General features: G+C 60.8%; 17 protein-coding genes. 1 reads left to right on the top strand and 16 read right to left on the bottom strand.

What is annotated here, in order from left to right; translation table 11 throughout:
- Positions 1-29 precede the first annotated feature (29 nt).
- Together sufB and ACVMDN_RS01795 are read right to left on the bottom strand one after the other, a co-directional pair.
- On the bottom strand, positions 30-1,526 hold the full coding sequence (gene sufB, locus ACVMDN_RS01800) for a Fe-S cluster assembly protein SufB (RefSeq protein WP_069280662.1): 1,497 nt from the start codon (positions 1,524-1,526) through the stop codon (positions 30-32).
- A 190-nt stretch (positions 1,527-1,716) separates the two neighbouring features.
- A complete protein-coding gene (locus tag ACVMDN_RS01795; RefSeq protein WP_081334787.1) occupies positions 1,717-1,911 on the bottom strand; it encodes a 4Fe-4S binding protein in 195 nt (64 codons plus the stop codon).
- Between the two features lie 140 nt (positions 1,912-2,051).
- On the opposite strand from ACVMDN_RS01795, the gene ACVMDN_RS01790 reads away from it, so the two are divergent.
- Entirely contained in the window at positions 2,052-2,261 is a 210-nt protein-coding gene (locus ACVMDN_RS01790; RefSeq protein WP_456835776.1) for a hypothetical protein, read from the top strand.
- Between the two features lie 336 nt (positions 2,262-2,597).
- Here ACVMDN_RS01790 and ald read toward each other — a convergent pair whose 3' ends face one another.
- The 14 genes from ald to ACVMDN_RS01720 all read right to left on the bottom strand — a co-directional run bounded on the left by ald (position 2,598) and on the right by ACVMDN_RS01720 (position 16,592).
- Positions 2,598-3,710, bottom strand: coding sequence for an alanine dehydrogenase (gene ald, locus ACVMDN_RS01785; protein WP_069279810.1), 1,113 nt, complete (start codon positions 3,708-3,710; stop codon positions 2,598-2,600).
- 204 nt (positions 3,711-3,914) lie between these two features.
- Positions 3,915-4,961, bottom strand: a complete 1,047-nt coding sequence (hypE, locus tag ACVMDN_RS01780) for a hydrogenase expression/formation protein HypE (RefSeq protein WP_069279811.1) — start codon at positions 4,959-4,961, stop codon at positions 3,915-3,917.
- The gene (gene hypD / locus ACVMDN_RS01775; RefSeq protein WP_069279812.1) at positions 4,958-6,100 is read right to left on the bottom strand and encodes a hydrogenase formation protein HypD; all 1,143 of its coding nucleotides are present in this window, start codon (positions 6,098-6,100) and stop codon (positions 4,958-4,960) included. Before hypD ends, hypE begins: the two co-directional genes overlap by 4 nt.
- Positions 6,097-6,333, bottom strand: coding sequence for a HypC/HybG/HupF family hydrogenase formation chaperone (locus tag ACVMDN_RS01770; RefSeq protein ID WP_081334788.1), 237 nt, complete (start codon positions 6,331-6,333; stop codon positions 6,097-6,099). The genes hypD and ACVMDN_RS01770 overlap by 4 nt, the downstream gene beginning before the upstream one ends.
- A gap of 1 nt (position 6,334) precedes the next feature.
- Entirely contained in the window at positions 6,335-8,590 is a 2,256-nt protein-coding gene (hypF, locus tag ACVMDN_RS01765) for a carbamoyltransferase HypF (protein WP_456843591.1), read from the bottom strand.
- On the bottom strand, positions 8,587-9,546 hold the full coding sequence (hypB, locus tag ACVMDN_RS01760) for a hydrogenase nickel incorporation protein HypB (protein WP_456835777.1): 960 nt from the start codon (positions 9,544-9,546) through the stop codon (positions 8,587-8,589). Before hypB ends, hypF begins: the two co-directional genes overlap by 4 nt.
- Positions 9,546-9,887, bottom strand: coding sequence for a hydrogenase maturation nickel metallochaperone HypA (gene hypA / locus ACVMDN_RS01755; RefSeq protein WP_069279816.1), 342 nt, complete (start codon positions 9,885-9,887; stop codon positions 9,546-9,548). The genes hypB and hypA overlap by 1 nt, the downstream gene beginning before the upstream one ends.
- The gene (locus tag ACVMDN_RS01750; RefSeq protein ID WP_069279817.1) at positions 9,880-10,971 is read right to left on the bottom strand and encodes a hypothetical protein; all 1,092 of its coding nucleotides are present in this window, start codon (positions 10,969-10,971) and stop codon (positions 9,880-9,882) included. Before ACVMDN_RS01750 ends, hypA begins: the two co-directional genes overlap by 8 nt.
- A 715-nt stretch (positions 10,972-11,686) precedes the next feature.
- Complete coding sequence (locus ACVMDN_RS01745) at positions 11,687-12,550, bottom strand: hydrogenase expression/formation protein (RefSeq protein ID WP_069279818.1); 864 nt, start codon at positions 12,548-12,550, stop codon at positions 11,687-11,689.
- A complete protein-coding gene (locus ACVMDN_RS01740) occupies positions 12,547-12,990 on the bottom strand; it encodes a hypothetical protein (protein ID WP_069279819.1) in 444 nt (147 codons plus the stop codon). The genes ACVMDN_RS01745 and ACVMDN_RS01740 overlap by 4 nt, the downstream gene beginning before the upstream one ends.
- Positions 12,991-13,190: 200 nt before the next feature.
- Positions 13,191-13,481, bottom strand: coding sequence for a HypC/HybG/HupF family hydrogenase formation chaperone (locus tag ACVMDN_RS01735; RefSeq protein ID WP_069279820.1), 291 nt, complete (start codon positions 13,479-13,481; stop codon positions 13,191-13,193).
- Between the two features lie 15 nt (positions 13,482-13,496).
- A complete protein-coding gene (locus ACVMDN_RS01730) occupies positions 13,497-14,078 on the bottom strand; it encodes a HyaD/HybD family hydrogenase maturation endopeptidase (RefSeq protein ID WP_069279821.1) in 582 nt (193 codons plus the stop codon).
- An 11-nt stretch (positions 14,079-14,089) separates the two neighbouring features.
- Entirely contained in the window at positions 14,090-14,812 is a 723-nt protein-coding gene (cybH, locus tag ACVMDN_RS01725) for a Ni/Fe-hydrogenase, b-type cytochrome subunit (RefSeq protein ID WP_081334789.1), read from the bottom strand.
- Entirely contained in the window at positions 14,802-16,592 is a 1,791-nt protein-coding gene (locus ACVMDN_RS01720) for a nickel-dependent hydrogenase large subunit (RefSeq protein WP_069279822.1), read from the bottom strand. Before ACVMDN_RS01720 ends, cybH begins: the two co-directional genes overlap by 11 nt.
- Between the last annotated feature and the right edge of the window lie 13 nt (positions 16,593-16,605).

Genomic DNA, 16,605 nt, shown 5'->3' with positions numbered 1-16,605 from the left:
GCGATCAGGAGGGCTCGCGGAACGATTAATTATCCGACGGATCCCTCGAGCGAGATCGAGATCAACTTCTGCGCCTCCACCGCAAATTCCATCGGCAGTTTTTGCAGCACGTCTTTCGCGAAACCGTTGACCACGAGGCCGACGGCTTCCTCCTGCGAGAGCCCGCGCTGGATGCAGTAGAACAGCACGTCCTCGGAAATCTTCGACGTCGTCGCTTCATGCTCGAACGTCGCCGAGGAATTCTTGGCCTCGACATAGGGCACGGTGTGCGCGCCGCATTTGTCGCCGATCAGAAGCGAGTCGCAGGCGGTGTAGTTGCGCGCGCCGGTGGCCTTGCGGTGCGCGCTGACCAGGCCGCGATAGGTGTTCTGCGACTTGCCGGCGGCGATGCCCTTGGAGATGATCCGGCTCGACGTGTTCTTGCCGAGATGGATCATCTTGGTGCCGCTGTCGACCTGCTGGAAGCCGTTCGAGATCGCGATCGAGTAGAACTCGCCGCTCGAATTGTCGCCGCGCAGGATGCAGCTCGGATATTTCCAGGTTATCGCCGAACCGGTCTCGACCTGGGTCCAGGAGATCTTCGAATTGCGACCACGGCAGTCGCCACGCTTGGTGACGAAATTGTAGATGCCGCCCTTGCCTTCCGAATTGCCCGGGTACCAGTTCTGCACCGTCGAATATTTGATCTCGGCATCGTCGAGCGTGACGAGCTCGACCACGGCGGCGTGCAGCTGGTTCTCGTCGCGCTGCGGCGCGGTGCAGCCCTCGAGATAGGAGACGTAGGAGCCCTTGTCGGCGATGATCAGCGTGCGCTCGAACTGGCCGGTGTTGCGCTCGTTGATGCGGAAATAGGTCGACAGCTCCATCGGGCAGCGCACGCCCGGCGGCACGTAGACGAACGAGCCGTCGGAGAACACAGCCGAATTCAATGTCGCGAAGTAATTGTCCGAGGTCGGCACCACGGCGCCGAGATATTTCTGCACCAGCTCGGGATGCTCGCGGATCGCCTCCGAGATCGGCATGAAGATCACGCCAGCCGCCTTCAGCTCCTTCTGGAAGGTGGTCGCAACAGAAACCGAATCGAACACGGCGTCGACCGCGATCTTGCGGTTCGGCGTCTGCTCGCCACCGGGCGGCGGCTCGACGCCCTCGAGGATCGCGACCTCGCGCAAGGAGATACCGAGCTTCTCGTAGGTCTTGAGGATTTCCGGATCGATCTCGTCGATCGAGGACAGCGTCTTCTTCGGCTTCGGCGCCGCGTAGTAGTAGATGTCCTGGTAGTCGATCTTCGGATAGTCGACGCGCGCCCAGGTCGGCTCGGTCATGGTCAGCCAGCGGCGATACGCCTCCAGGCGCCATTCCAGCATCCAGGCCGGTTCATTCTTCTTTGCGGAGATGAAGCGGACGGTGTCTTCCGACAGCCCCTTCGGGGCCTTGTCGGACTCGATCAGCGTCTCAAACCCATATCGATACTGGTCGACGTCGATGCGCCGGACGCGCTCGACCGTCTCTTGTACAGCTACCATTGCCCCCTCCGCTCGCGCACGAACAACTCCGGCCGACGACGGTCCGCCTGCGTCCCCTCCGAGCCGATCGCGCAAATCACAGCCAACGGGGGACCAGCGAGTGAGAAAACCAAGTGACCGATCCAAATAGACACCGCCTTCGCTGGTGCCTTCATCATGTGTGCCGGAGCCCCACTCATCGGCTAGTCTCTTATGCCGGCACGCAGGTGTCGGGCACTGGGCAAACGACAGCGCATTGCGGCGCCTCAAAATGCCCCTCACATTGGGTGCACTGGGCCGGATTGATCACGTATATGTCGTTCTTCAGGGTGATCGCGGCATTGGGACATTCGAACTCACACGCGCCGCAGACAGTGCACTGGGACGCGATTATCTTGTAGGGCATCACTGCGATTCCATAGCAAAAGTGAGGGACCGCTTCTTGCGTTCAAGTCTTATGCCAAAGAGCCTGGGCTTGATTTGTCTCGGTTATTTTCCAAAGCACTTGTCGCCGCCTCAACGGATGTCGCAAATGCGACAATGTGCATGACCTTGAGTCCATGGTCGATCCGGCGGCAGTCGACCAACGAGGTCAACCGCGTCCACCGGCTGATCTTTCAGATGGCCGCGGTAGCGCAGCTACAGATCGGCACCGTCCCCTCCGAGTGCTCCGCTACTGCGTCAGGTTCGCCAGTGCCGATCATTTCGGTTCTGCTGACGGACGGCGGCGGATTTAGCGACAGCGCGCTACGATGAATAGCCGGTGCAGTCGTCACCAACCGATGCGCATCTCCACAGCACGACCAGAAATGTCGCACTGATCGCGCAGATAGCAGATAAAAGTCGGTTTGATGATCGCGGCCCCACCGGGCGAGCCGTTGCAGGCAATACTCAATCCTATCGGATTACCCGCAGACGTGCATTCATATACCCTCTATTGGACGAACAGTTTATCTCCCATGACGCGTCGGCCTCGCTCCGCGTTCCAGGGACATGCCAGCGGCGCTCTGCAGGTTGATAGAGCCCAAAAAAAAAGCCACCCCGAAGGGTGGCCCAAGTCAGGGAGGAAACGCCCGTGTGGGGCCTCTGGGATCAGGCCGCAGCCTGTTCGATCGGAGAGAAGGGGAGCCCGAGGCTCTCGGCAACCGCCTTGTAGGTGAGCCGGCCTCGATGGACATTGAGGCCCGCGCGCAGGTGCGGATTCTCGAGCACGGCGGAAAAACCCTTGTTGGCCAAAGCCAAACCAAATGGCAGAGTGGCGTTGTTCAGTGCCTGGCTCGAGGTCAACGGCACAGCGCCGGGCATATTGGCCACGCAATAATGGATGATGCCATCCACCTCGTAAGTTGGATCGGCGTGGGTGGTTGGATGCGATGTCTCAAAGCAGCCGCCCTGATCGATAGCGACATCCACGATGACCGCGCTCTTGCGCATTGAGCTCAGCATGCTCCGGCGGACCAGCTTCGGTGCGCTCGCTCCTGGAACGAGCACCGCACCAATTACCACATCGGCCGCAAATACTTCCTCCTCTACAGATTCGATGGTGGAAAACCTGGTACGAACGCGACCTTCGAATAGCTCGTCCAACTCGCGGAGCCGGGGTATCGAACGGTCGATGATGGTGACCTCCGCGCCCAAACCGACCGCCATGCGTGCCGCGTGCGTGCCAACGACGCCACCCCCGATCACCACGATCCGAGCCGGCTGAACACCGGGCACTCCACCGATTAGCAGCCCTCGTCCGCCTGCACTGCGCTTCAGCGCACTACCCGCCGCTTCGATCGCAAGCCGACCCGCGACCTCGCTCATCGGCGCCAACAGTGGAAGGCCCCCATGAGCATCGGTTACGGTCTCATAGGCGATCGCGGTGCACCCAGATTTGAGGAGTCCCTTGGCCTGCTCCGGGTCTGGCGCCAGATGCAGGTAAGTGAAGAGGATCTGGCCCTCCCGCAGCTGGCTCCATTCGGACGGCTGAGGCTCCTTAACCTTTACGATCATCTCGCTCGATGCGAATACCTCGCCTGCAGAAGCCAGGATCGTTGCGCCGACGGCGCGATAATCGTCATCGGTTGCACCAATGCCGGCACCGGCATTGGTCTCGATCATCACGCGGTGGCCCGCTGCCACGTATTCGCGGACGGCTCCAGGGGTAAGGCCCACGCGATATTCGTGCGCCTTGATTTCCTTGGGGACCCCGACCTTCATTTGAAAACTCCCTGCCTGGAGGGGCTTTTTAATCGGAAGAGCGCAGCGATATTGCGATCCAGGCGCGTATATGGCGCAGAAATTCAGCGATCTTTCGCCAGCTACGCAGGATTTCAAACCCACAGAGACGAAGTGGATTGAATGACCTGCTCTTTGAGCTTAACCGCCATTCCCGCATGCTCGCCGCGAACGGGTGCCGTGTGTTCAACAGATCCGAGGCAATTGTTCGCCCGACAACCAGTCGACAATTCGTCCGCCGCCGAAACTGGTCGCCATTTGCACAAATTTGTGTTCGTCAGCGACCGCCTCGCCAATATCGGCCGCATCGCACCCGAGTGGATGCGCCTTCATGGCTGCAAGCACGGCGTCGGCCACATCAGGCGCGACGATCGCAACGAGCTTGCCCTCATTGGCGACATGGATCGGATCAAGCCCAAGAAGCTCGCAGGCGGCCGCAACGGCGGGCTTTATGGGAATGGCCGCTTCCTGCAGACGAAACCCGAGGCCCGATTGATGCGCAATCTCGTTGAGAGCGGCGGCAAGTCCGCCCCGCGTGGGGTCACGCATCACCCGGATGCCGCGCCCACCGGCCGTCATCATGACCGCCACCAAGTCATGCAGCGATGCGGAATCCGAGATGATCTCAACTTGAAGAGCAGCGTGCTGGCGCGCTGACATGATCGCCACTCCATGGTCGCCGAGGCTGCCGGACATCAGCACGCGGTCCCCGATCCTTGCCTTGTCCGCTGAGAGATCGAGGCCATCGGCCAGGAACCCGATGCCCGTCGTAGAGATGAACAGGCCGTCCGCCTTGCCGCGCTCGACGACCTTGGTGTCTCCAGTGATGATGTAAACGCCGGCAGCGCGCGCCGCCTCGCCCATCGACTGTGCAATCGTCCTGAGATCCGAAAACCGGAACCCCTCCTCAATGATGAAGCTGGCCGATAGATAGAGCGGACGTGCGCCGGCCATCACGACATCATTGATCGTGCCGTGCACAGCCAGTGACCCGATATTGCCTCCGGGAAAGAACAGCGGCGAAACGACATAACCGTCGGTCGTCATTACCATCCTGCCTGCCGCAACATCGAACGCCGCCTGATCATTGCAGCGGGCAAGCCATTCATTACCGAAGGCTTGGTGAAAAACGCAGGAGATCAGTTGCGCCATGGCACGGCCTCCGGATCCGTGGGAAAGATCAACGCGTCCGTTGTCGACGTCGAGCTTGCCTTGATAGGCCTTTACGCTCATGACATCCGCCTCACCTGGTCATCGCGAACTCGGCCATAGGTCCAATACGCGGCACAAGCGCCTTCCGAGGAGACCATGCAGGACCCGACGGGTGTTTCTGGCGTGCAGACGGTTCCAAACAGCTTGCAATCGACCGGCCGCTTGGCGCCGCGCAGGATCGCGCAGCACTCGCATGCCGGATTGTCGGCGACACGCAGCTCGTGCATCGCAAAACGCGCCTCGGCGTCAAATCCCGCGTAAGCCCGCTTCAACTTCAGCCCACTGTTGGGGACGAGCCCAAGCCCACGCCATTCGAACTGCTCACGCAATTCGAATACCTGCGAAACCTCGTCCTTGGCGCGTCGGTTGCCTTGGCGGTTCACCGCACGGCTGTACTGGTTCTCTACCTCGTAACGGCCTTCGTTTACCTGGCGTACCAGCATCAGGATCGCCTGCATCACGTCGAGCGGCTCAAATCCCGCGATCACGATCGGCTTGCCGAATTGCTCCGCCAGGGGCTCGTAAGGCTGCGTACCGATGATCGTGCTGACATGTGCAGGACCAACGAAGCCGTCGATTGCGACCCCGCCGATATTACGCATCTTCGGGTTCTCGAGAATGCTGTGCATCGCAGAGGGCGTAAGCACATGGTTGCAGAACACGCTAAGGCCCCTCAGCCGCTTCTTTTCGGCAATCCGGATCATCACCGCGGTCGGCGGCGTCGTGGTCTCAAATCCGATGGCAAAGAAGACCACCTCCCGGCTTGGCACCTGTTCGGCGAGCCGGATAGCGTCGAGCGTCGAATAGACCATCCGAATGTCTGCTCCGAGGGCTTTGGCTCGCATCAGGGACTGCCCCTGCGACCCCGGCACGCGCATCAGGTCGCCATAGACGCACAGAGTGACCTCCGGCCGCTCGACGAGCCGGATCGCCATGTCAATCCGGCTGGCGGGCAGAACGCAGACGGGACAACCGGGCCCGTGGATCATACGAATGTTCGCGGGCAGCAAATCCTCGAGGCCGTAGCGGGAGATCGCATGAGTGTGTCCGCCGCAGAATTCCATGAACCTGTAAGCCCGTCGCGCACCGGCTTCGGCGCCAATTGCCCGCGCAAGTCCCTGTGCGATGGTCCTGTCACGAAATTCGTCGACATACTTCATGGTCGGGGTTCCTGCCCTGCACTGCCGAGCTCCTGCAAGAGCTCCAACGTGCGCGTGGCTTCTGCCGGGTCGATCTTGGAGAGCGCATAACCGACATGGACCAGAACGCTGTCGCCGACGTCGAGCTCTTCGATGAGAGCAATCGATATTTCCAGGCTGACCCCATCGATGGACACGATCGCCATATCGTCGGGAAGAATTTTTGATACCTTTGCCGGGACCGAAAGACACATATCAGGCTACTCCTTCCAGGGCTGAAGACCCTTCAATAATCTGCAGAGCGGCAATCCACGCCTGGCCGAGGCTCAAACCTCCATCGTTGGGCGGCAGCTGCCGTGGCACCAGCGGGGTGAGGCCTGCGCTGCGGCAACCGCGCTCAATTTCATCCGCCAGCACCGCGTTCAGAAAGCAGCCGCCGCTTAGAACGATGGTATTGACGCCTGTTTTCCGTGCAGAGCGACTGACCCAGTCAATGCAAGCGGCGGCAAAGGTGCCATGAAACAGCCCGGCTCCGTCAGCCGCGTCGATGTCGTCTGCAATCAACCGCGCAAACAGTGGACGAAGCGATAATACGCCGCGGTCGATGGTCCAGCCGGTATCGAAAATCGCAGTCCGCCGCACCAACGCCTCGAGCTTCATCGCGGCTTCGCCCTCATAGCTCTGCACACATGCGATTCCCAGCAGCGCTGCCGCGGCATCGAACAACCGGCCCGCGCTGGTCGTGGTGGCCCCGCCCGGCTGATCGAGCAATACCGACATGCGCTCAGCCTGCCGCTGCGCAGCAAAGCGAGGCCCGATTTCGTTACCCCGGCCGAGCGCCTGCAATATTGCGCTTGCCATACGCCACGGCTCGCGCGCCGCCCGCTCTCCACCAGGCATTTGCAAAGGCGCGAGATGCCCGATGCGTCGACACCTTGTTCCTTCGCACAGCAACAGCTCGCCACCCCAGTTACCGCCGTCGGAACCGAAGCCATGGCCGTCGAGCACCAGGGCAAGCGCCGGTCCGGCATGGCCATGCTCAGCAATGACGGCGGCAGCGTGGGCGTGGTGATGCTGGACGGCGATAAGGGCCCGGCCGCTTGCTTCCGCAAAGCGGGTCGATGCCATATTGGGATGCAGATCATGGGCAATGACGACAGGCTCCACATCAAGGGTCGATGCGAGGTGGCGGATCGTCTCCTCGAACACGCGGATGCCTTCGGCGGTATCGAGATCGCCTATATGCTGGGAGACGAAGGCTTCGTTGTCCCGCGTGATGGTGACAGTCGATTTCAGCGCGCCGCCGACGGCGAGCACGACCGGCACAGACCTCGCAAGCCGGATCGGTTCGGGGACGTAGCCACGTGCGCGGCGTACGAATTGGGTCCGGCCGGCCACCACCGACAGCAAGGAGTCATCGGCACGTGTCAGGATATCGCGATCATGGGTTACGACTAGGTCTGCAATCCCTTCGAGCCGCCACAGCGCCTGCGCATTGTCGATCAGGAGCGGTTCGCCGCAAGAATTGGCGCTGGTTGCGACGATGACCGGGCACGCCCCCTCAAGCCACGCTCCCGTCGAGCGAAGCGCGTGAAAGATGAGGTGATGCAGTGCCACGACCGGCAGCATGACACCAACGCGCGATAAGCCAGGAGCTATGGCGGGCGCCAGATTATTGCGCGAAGGCAGAAGGACAACGGGACGTGCTACGGATTCAAGCAGCGCAAGCTCGGCCCCATTCGCTTCTGCGATTTCGTTGACCAGCTCTGTGGAACCGATCATGACCGCGAACGGCTTCTGCAGGCGGTGCTTTCTGCTGCGCAATCGCTGCACGACGTCCTGGTTGCGTGCATCGCAGAGCAGTTGATATCCGCCGAGCCCCTTTATGGCCACGATTTGGCCGCCGGCGATCGCCGCGACAATGGCATTGATCCCATGGCTGAGCCGAGGACCGCAGATCGGACACGCGATCGCCTCCGCATGAAACCTGCGGCTCGCTGGATCGGCATATTCGGCCGCGCAGGCAGCGCACAGCCTGAAAGCTTTCATGACCGTGTTGTGGCGATCATACGGAAGCTGTTCGGCGATCGTATAGCGCGGGCCGCAATGGGAACAGCTGACGAACGGATAAAGGTAATGGCGATTTTCGGGATCGAACAGCTCACTCAGGCATTGCTGGCACGTCGCGGCATCGGCGACGATCCGCGCTGATAACTTGCCACCCTCGCTCGTGCCGATCGAAAAGCCTTTTGCCGCGAGCGCCCCAGTCTGCTGAACGCAGATGTGGTCGATGTGTGCCAGTGGAGGCAGTTCGAGCGGCAATGCGGCGACAAACTCGGGCGCGCGGCGACCCTCGACTTCGATGGTGACGCCCTCGGAGCTGTTGACGACAAACCCCGCTAATCCGTACCGCGTGGCGAGGCCATAAACGTAGGGGCGAAAGCCGACCCCTTGCACGGCCCCGCTCACGCGCACGCGCAGCCGTGTTCGGTCGCAGGTGGCGGCGCTCATCGCCTCGTGTCCTCCAAGGCGCGCCTGTGATGCGCTGCCTGCTTATCGATCCAGGCGTAGAGCCCGCCAAAACCCTCGCCGGTCCGCGCCGAAACCGTGAGTACTTCGATCTTTGGATTGACGCGTCTTGCATATTCGACGGTCTTGCCCAAATCGAATTCAAGCAGCGGCGCCAGATCAACCTTGTTGATCAGCATGAGTGAAGAAGCGCCAAATATATCCGGATATTTGAGCGGCTTGTCTTCACCTTCAGTGGTCGACAACACCACGATCTTGCAGGCCTCGCCAAGATCGAAAGCCGCGGGACAGACCAAATTACCGACGTTCTCGATGAAGAGGATACCGCCAATGAGCGGCGGCAGGCGGCGATAAGCCTCGCCAATCATAGCTGCATCAAGATGACAACCCTTTCCGGTATTGACTTGAATGGCTGGCACGCCGGTCGCGCGAATGCGTTCGGCATCGTTCGAGGTCTGCTGGTCGCCTTCGATCACCCCGATCGGACGGCCGCGCTTGAGCTCGGACACGGCGCGGACCAACAGCGAAGTTTTGCCTGCACCGGGACTGGACACGAGATTGAACACGAGGAGCTCATCGGCCACGAAGAGCGCGCGGTTATCCGCCGCGATCCTGCTATTCTTGCTAAGGATGTCGCGCTCGATCTGAATGACCCGCTCGCGGCGCATGTCCGCGACCTTCAAGCCAGCCGGGCCGGCGCTGCAGTCCAGAATCGCTTGCCCAGCATCCGCCCTCCGACGGCCAGGATGATGATCGTGATCATGGATGTGGCGAGCATGCTTTGAACGCTGCAGGTCCTGGTCGTTATGCAGATGCGCCTCATGGCGATCGCAATCGTCCTGCACATGAGGATAGTCGCGAGCTCGGCCTTGCACATTATTCGCTTCGGAGGGCTCGGTCGAAGGAGTCCCTTCGCTGCAGCCGCATACGCCACACATCAATCGATCTCCAGCTCTTTCACCCGCATCTCTTCGCCCGCGGTGACCTGCAACTGGTAGCTGCCGCAACAAGGACAGCTTTCACCGCGCCGTGCAATCTCGACGCTCTTCGAACAGGTCATGCACCAGGCCTCGCCGGGGCGTTCGATGATTCTAAGAGCCGCGCCCTCGGCAATGGTCCGCGTTGCGACGACACCAAAGCAGAACCTGATCGCTTGCGGCGTGACATGGCTCAAGGCCCCGATCTCCAGACGGATGCTCCGCACCAGCGAAAACGATCGGCGATGCGCTTCTTCCTCGACGATTTCGATGATGCTCTGACAAAGCGCCATTTCATGCATCGTCAACTTTGCGAAACTTGAGTGTGAATCCGACGCAGGGATCAAGCGATTCGATCACCGCACGAACCGCTTTCTGATGCCGTCTCGCCGTCAGCACCGCGCCCTGCAGGTTACGGACAAGCGGTCCGCGCCTATGGAAATTCCATTCCGTCGGAGCAAGAAATTCGAAGCGGTATATCTGGCCCTGAGGATCAAGCTCAACCGCGTGATAGAGGCGACCCCTGGCGCATTCCACCGCGGCCGCTGCACGTCGAGGACCTAACCTGTAGCTTTCGACGATCCCAGGCTCCGCTGCGTCGATATGAGCACCGGACTTGAGCCAATCGCATAGCCGAACGATCTCTGCAATTCTGGCCTTCAGCCGCTCAACCGGACCGGACCGCCCCAGCCAGAGCCGCTCACGCGTCATTTGGCGCGCCCATGGACCTGTCTCGGGCGCACGGCCCCCAAGGTCGGGACAATGGCAAAATGTCGGGTCATCGCCGAGCAGCCGTTCAACGATGTTGCGGTCGTCGGCGACGGACAGGAACGAGTGCGCGATCCGGATGGACTTCAAGTCGACCTCATCAAGCGCTGCAATGCAAAGCGCGGACGGGCTACCGGGCCTTGGCACGCCATCTTCATTCGGCATGCCAAGTGCAGTGAGCGCAGCAACAATCTGAGCTATCGCTTCGCGTCGAGCAGAGCCGCGAGCTGGCCGGGCGCTGCCGACAAGCATGGACAATGCCCGTATAAGGGACCGGATCGCCGCCGCACTGGCGTTCGGCGTAGGATGCGCGACAAAGAGAGCCCGCAGCAATTCTGAGATGCGTTCGGCAACGATCAGGATCATACGACGCTGTTTTGTCGCGAGGATGATCTCTTCGTCACGCGCCGCTTCGATCGCGGACAGCAATGCGGCCTGCTGCGCAGCGGCACATAAGGTGAAGAGCTGCGGCAGCGCATTGAGCAACGACGATGGCGGTTTGCCGGCGAACAGCCGCGCCAGCGGCGGCCTGGCTCGCGGCAGGATCTCGACCGCGGCGATGACGTCGGCAGCAAGCGATATGGTGACATCGATTTTGGTGCGGGCGATAAGACTCATGCACACCGCTCTGCCACCATCTCGCGCAAGAAATGCCGCCGATTGATCAAATAAAGATGTGATGCTTGGAAATGACGTTGCGTTCGGCGGTAGTCCGGCCACACCATGGCAGGGACCGCTACTTCGGCAATGGCGCCACCCACGTCTTTGCGTGCGGAACTCGCCGAGAGCAGGAAGCAACAGGTGCTCGAGCTCAACGGCGCGATTTCGCTGAAAACAGGTTCAACGTCACCGGATCGAACTGAGCGCAGGTTCGATCTCTGCCCAGCATGCCTTGAGCAGGTGCCGTTACCCAGGCAGACGGCCACCTTCATGGCCCGAGGCGCGCCCATTACGCTATCGCACCTACCTTCTGCGCGTGCGAAACCCGATCGCTTCGACCCTGGATATGGATCGTTCAAGACCGATCGCGTGCGCATGGCTCGACCGGCGGTATCCCAACAGGCTGCTACGAGCATCTCGTCAGACGCCGACACCTCGGCGTGCTTGCGCCTGCGAAAGTCCTGTCCACGTTCAAGCATCACCTTCAGCCGACGCAAAGCCGGCCTTGGACGCACGAAAGCCGAAGCAGCTTTTAGTTTTTCGCGCGCAACGCGCTCGCGCAGCAGTCTGCGTCGCCATCGTTCTCCGGTGGTTGCGCACGATTCAGCCAAGGCCACATTGCGCGCGCGCCGGCTGTGAGAACCGACCGGACGCCAAACAGTCTCCAAGGTCTTCATGAGACGTAAGCCTTCATGATTTCCTGCAGACGTTCGGCAGAATCCTCGAAATCCTCGTCGGCAGCCAACGCAACAATCGGCGCGTCGCCGACCTCCAATGTGTCGAGAATGATGGTGTCCATAGAGTTGAGGAACTGCACCGACCAAACATTTCGGATCCCGGTCGCTTGCACCCGGCATGTGCCATAGCCGCGGAAGATGAGTTGGACCGGACCATTGCCCAGGCTCTGCTGCAGAAACGCCAGATCAACGGTATTCATCGGCAGCAGTGTCAGATTGATGACATGCGCGCGCATGCCATGCCGCCAGGCGCAGGCCCGCTCGCGTATTTCGGCGAGCACCGGCAACACGTTCATTGCGCCGTCCGGCGCCGCACCGATCACCAGATCGGTCGACGTCAGGTCTGTTGCGGCGCGTCGCACAATCTGCGGGATCGCCCCGATCTCAACGTAATCGTGCGCCGGTTCCGTCCCTATGCGCACGCGCCAGATTCCCGCAAGCACGGACTCCTGGATTTCGGCCAGAGAGCCATCTGGTAGCCCAACGAAGCCGGCGACCTCGCCTTCCCCAAGCACTTCGGCAATCAGCTTGCGCTCGGGATCACTGAGATCCGCGAGCCCATACAGTTGCGTGCGTGCGCTGCTCTTCTGGCCGCGAGCGGCAGCAGCTGCGTTCGATAACAGGGCGATGGCATTTGGACAGTTTCTTGCAAGCTCGCCGCCATCGTGCCAAACGCGCTCGGCGAGCGCCCCCACAGCCGCGGGCCCGCTATGGATGACGTCGAGACTATCCGCATCCACAGGAAGCGCGCTCATCGGCGACGCAGGGCTTTCGTCTCCGTTGCGGGCCGCCGTTTTCATGATCCGACGTTCCGGTGAACGTGCCGAATGGCAATGCTATTGGCGATCCAGGCGGTACCCGCTTGTGGTCGTACGATCGATGCCGACATGGGGGCGATCTTGTCCAACCGGACCTGACTCTTGCCGACCAGGCGCAGTGTAGCGCGCTGAGGGCATTCGATCGGCCTCGGCGGGCCACGCAGGCCGAGCCGCCCGCCCGGTTCGTCACCGGCGCCGCGTGCGGTTACGACCCTTTGCACGGGCCGGAGCGCCTTGGTCTGTTCAGAAAGCGCGGTTGCGACGTGGATCGCCCAGCGTGAATATAAGGGGCCCGCTGAAGACGGCAGCTCCACGCCTTTCTTCCCGGGATCCTGCCCGGCCAGATGAGCATCGCCGCCCGCTCTCTCCACCTCGGACAGACCAGGCCGCGCCAGATCATGCTGAGCCGGCTGGAACTTCATCAGACGCCTTTCCGATAGTCTTCGGGTTCTCTCGGCGAGGTCTCAGCAAGGCACATGCCAATGATCGTCTCGCTGTGATCGCATTCCCGGCCGGAGCAGTGGCTGTAAGCGCTTTACATTTTCTCTGTAAAAGTTGCCTACGATTGCAAATCGGTTCGTGAGCAGGGGCCGGCAACACGATGTCCGCGCTCGGCACCCCGCTAGCGTAGATGGTCGGGCAATTGCGGCTCATGACCAATCAAGTCCGCAAAGAAGCGATCGCAGTCCTCGCCGTTGAGACTAGCCTCGAGCCCGTCGAGTGCTTCCGAGATTCGCCTTGCTTCATCCTCCTCCAAGGGCCGCACCGCTGTGTCGATATGGACGAGCACCTTGGCGCCGACCATCGCGCCGGAGAGCAGCATGACCGAGACACGCCGCTTTTCACCGCCATACTCGCATAGCGCCGTGACGCCGTCGGTCTCAACAATCGTCATTGGTAAGCCAAGGCACATGGATAACCGCGGCCGCTAGATCGGCTGCGCCCTTTCATAATTGACATGGTCGATATTGTTCCCCAACAGCCGTTCTGATGCAGGCAGCGGGACGGCCCGCGGTCTTGCCGGTGCGCCCCACTGGGCCAGCAGGTTGCAGGCCAGTTCGATCGCAGGCGTGATCTGAACACGCACCGGTGCAGTCAACGGACCGCCCCAATGCTCCAGGTCCAGCGGCTGACAGCCGATCAGAGCGAGCTCTCGCGGGCAGCGACCAAGCAGGTCGGCCGCACTCAAGACCTCCTGAAAGCCGGTCTGATGCAGGCTCAGCTTCTTGGCAGCGGTAAATTTCGGCACCTCGTCATCTCGCACGAGCTTCAACTGTCCGGGAGAAAGTCCATAATCGACGGCATCGAACGCGATCAGGCAATCGGCCTGCTCAAGAAAACTGACGAGATAGAGCCCCTGCGTGCCACCATCGAGGATGGAGACGTTGTCATCGATGGTGTAGCGACGATAAAACTCCTCTACCACCCGCACGCCGAATCCCTCATCGGCCCATAGGATATTGCCGACGCCGAGCACCAGGATCCTTTTCTTGTTCTCCGGACTCAGCATCCGCCTCCCGGTCAATCGCGAAACTGACGCTGCCCCGAAATCATCGAGGAGATGCTCCGGCCCGACATGATGTCTTCCCGGATCACCGCGTAAATGTGGACCAGCGCAAAGGTCACGATCATCCACAGGCCGAGATGATGCCAGGTACGGACGTCTTGACCGTTCGGGCAGATTGCAAATACCCAGCCGAACGACTTGTACTGCCAGCTGTCACGACCGACGCCCTGCCCGTAAATTGCAAAGCCCGTGACGATCATGAACGTGGTGGTCTGCGTGAACATGAAGAACATCGCGAGCTGAGCCAACCGATTGTGCCCGACGTGCCTTTCGGGCTCAGCTGCAAGGAAGGCGTACCAGCGCATTTCGTCGTACACTTCGCGCCAAAAGCATCTGCGCCAGAGCGGCACGCAAAAGATCTGCATGGCATGCGGGTTTCCCATCAAGGCCCAGTAGATGCGCAGCATAAATCCGACGCCGAGCACATATCCCGCCAAGAAATGCGCAAAGCGGATATAGCCGAACAGGAAATTGTCGCTAGCCTCCCCCGGCATTGCCGGTGTCCCAGTTCCAATGAGATAACCGGTTATGCCCAGCACCAGAATGGCCGCCGCATTGCCCGCGTGCCACAGTCGCACCGGCGCTTCATAAACGTAGGCGGCCCCGTGAACACTCGGCGCTGCATCGACGATGGCAACGGTTTTCGGAGCCTTGTCCAGTATGGACCTAACGAACATCGACTGAAGCCATTTCTTGGCCGGAAGGACTGATCACGTGGGTCGAGCACGCCAGGCACGGATCAAAGGAATGGATCGTGCGCAAGATCTCCAAGGGCCGCTGCGGATCGGCGACCGGAGTACCGATCAGGGAGGCTTCAAAAGCGCCAATATTTCCCTGGTGGTCGCGAGGAGACCCGTTCCATGTCGTCGGCACGACACATTGGTAATTGTCGATCTTGGCGTTCTTGATCTTGATCCAGTGCCCGAGCGCACCGCGCGGCGCTTCAGTGAAACCGTAGCCCCTGGCCTCATTAGGCCAGCCTTCCGGCTTCCACTTGCTGACGTCGGCAGTTGCGCTATTGCCTTGCTTGATATGGACGACCAGCTTGTCCTGGAAATAGCGCATCTGATGCGCCGCCCACTGGCATTCGAGTGCCCGCGTCACGGTACGGCCAAGCGTCGAAAACAGCGCGCTCAACGGAAGATTGAGCCCCTTGAGCAGCCTCTCGGCCGGCTCCTTGAATTCGGCTTTGCCTTGCGCATAACCGATGATGTATCGCGCCAATGGCCCCACCTCGACCGCGTGGCCGCGCCAGCGCGGCGCTTTGATCCAGGAATACCTGCCGTCTTCGTCGAGTTCCTTGATATCTGTTCTGCTGCCTTTGACCTTTGCCCCTAGCTCAAAATTCGGTTCGGTGACGCCATCCCAGGGATGCAGGCCGCTGAACTCGCTAGGGTATTTATACCATGAATGCGCGACGAATTCCTGGATCTGCTCGGGATCGCCATGGTCGATCGGCAAAATCTCCTCAAGATTGCCGCCAAGAATGACGCCGCGCGGCAGCCTGAGACTTTTCGCGGAACAGTCGTTAGCGTTTTCGGGGATGTCGCCATAGGACATCACGCTTTTGCTAGAAAGCCCGCCGCCATGCAGCCAGTCCTTATAGAACGAGCCGATCGCTGCGATGTCGGGCAGATAGACCTGCTCGACAAACTCGATCGAACGGTCGATGACCGAGGACACCAGGTTAAGCCGCTCCATATTGATCGCGCCAACCGCACCATTTCCGTCGATGTTGATCGCGCAGGCCACGCCGCCGACCAGCCAGTTCGGATGCGGATTCTTGCCCCCATAGATGGCTTGGATCTTGACGATCTCCTTCTGGAAGTCGAGCGCTTCCAGATAATGCGCCACGGCCATCAGGTTCATTTCCGGCGGCAGCTTGTAAGCCGGATGCCCCCAATAGCCGTTCTTGAACGGACCGAGTTGCCCTGACCCGAAGAACTTGGTGAGCCTGATCTGCAAATCCTTGAAATAGCCAGGAGACGACAGCGGCCAGGGCGAGATGGACTGCGCCAGCGCCGAGGCGGACCTGGGATCAGCCTTGAGCGCGGAGACCACGTCGACCCAATCCAGCGCGTGCAGGTGATAGAAATGCACGAGATGATCATGCACAAGCAGGCACAGCTGCATGATGTTGCGGATCGAGTTGGCATTCTCCGGAATGGCGATCCCAAGTGCATTTTCAACGGCGCGCACGGAGGCGAGCGCATGGGTGCCGGTGCAGACACCGCAAATCCGCTCGGTGAACGCCCAGGCGTCGCGCGGATCCCGCCCGCACAGGATGACTTCGATGCCACGCCACATCGTCCCGCTCGAGACCGCGTTGCGGATCACGTTGTTCGAATCGAGGTTGGCTTCGACGCGCAGGTGGCCCTCGATCCGGGTCAGCGGGTCGATCACAATTCGCTTGCCGGAACGATCGAGCTTGAACCCATTCGGTGTCTGGACGGCCACCGTCGTCCTCCCC

Source organism: Bradyrhizobium sp. USDA 4510 (assembly GCF_054059095.1).
The sequence above is the reverse complement of the archived record's forward strand: the minus strand, read 5'-3'. Positions and strand labels throughout refer to the sequence as shown.

Coding starts and splice junctions, on each gene's coding strand:
- sufB (WP_069280662.1), bottom strand. CDS start 1,526: ATGGTAGCTGTACAAGAGACGGTCGAGCGCGTCCGGCGCATCGACGTC.
- ACVMDN_RS01795 (WP_081334787.1), bottom strand. CDS start 1,911: ATGCCCTACAAGATAATCGCGTCCCAGTGCACTGTCTGCGGCGCGTGT.
- ACVMDN_RS01790 (WP_456835776.1), top strand. CDS start 2,052: ATGACCTTGAGTCCATGGTCGATCCGGCGGCAGTCGACCAACGAGGTC.
- ald (WP_069279810.1), bottom strand. CDS start 3,710: ATGAAGGTCGGGGTCCCCAAGGAAATCAAGGCGCACGAATATCGCGTG.
- hypE (WP_069279811.1), bottom strand. CDS start 4,961: ATGAGCGTAAAGGCCTATCAAGGCAAGCTCGACGTCGACAACGGACGC.
- hypD (WP_069279812.1), bottom strand. CDS start 6,100: ATGAAGTATGTCGACGAATTTCGTGACAGGACCATCGCACAGGGACTT.
- ACVMDN_RS01770 (WP_081334788.1), bottom strand. CDS start 6,333: ATGTGTCTTTCGGTCCCGGCAAAGGTATCAAAAATTCTTCCCGACGAT.
- hypF (WP_456843591.1), bottom strand. CDS start 8,590: ATGAGCGCCGCCACCTGCGACCGAACACGGCTGCGCGTGCGCGTGAGC.
- hypB (WP_456835777.1), bottom strand. CDS start 9,546: ATGTGTGGCGTATGCGGCTGCAGCGAAGGGACTCCTTCGACCGAGCCC.
- hypA (WP_069279816.1), bottom strand. CDS start 9,887: ATGCATGAAATGGCGCTTTGTCAGAGCATCATCGAAATCGTCGAGGAA.
- ACVMDN_RS01750 (WP_069279817.1), bottom strand. CDS start 10,971: ATGAGTCTTATCGCCCGCACCAAAATCGATGTCACCATATCGCTTGCT.
- ACVMDN_RS01745 (WP_069279818.1), bottom strand. CDS start 12,550: ATGAAAACGGCGGCCCGCAACGGAGACGAAAGCCCTGCGTCGCCGATG.
- ACVMDN_RS01740 (WP_069279819.1), bottom strand. CDS start 12,990: ATGAAGTTCCAGCCGGCTCAGCATGATCTGGCGCGGCCTGGTCTGTCC.
- ACVMDN_RS01735 (WP_069279820.1), bottom strand. CDS start 13,481: ATGTGCCTTGGCTTACCAATGACGATTGTTGAGACCGACGGCGTCACG.
- ACVMDN_RS01730 (WP_069279821.1), bottom strand. CDS start 14,078: ATGCTGAGTCCGGAGAACAAGAAAAGGATCCTGGTGCTCGGCGTCGGC.
- cybH (WP_081334789.1), bottom strand. CDS start 14,812: ATGTTCGTTAGGTCCATACTGGACAAGGCTCCGAAAACCGTTGCCATC.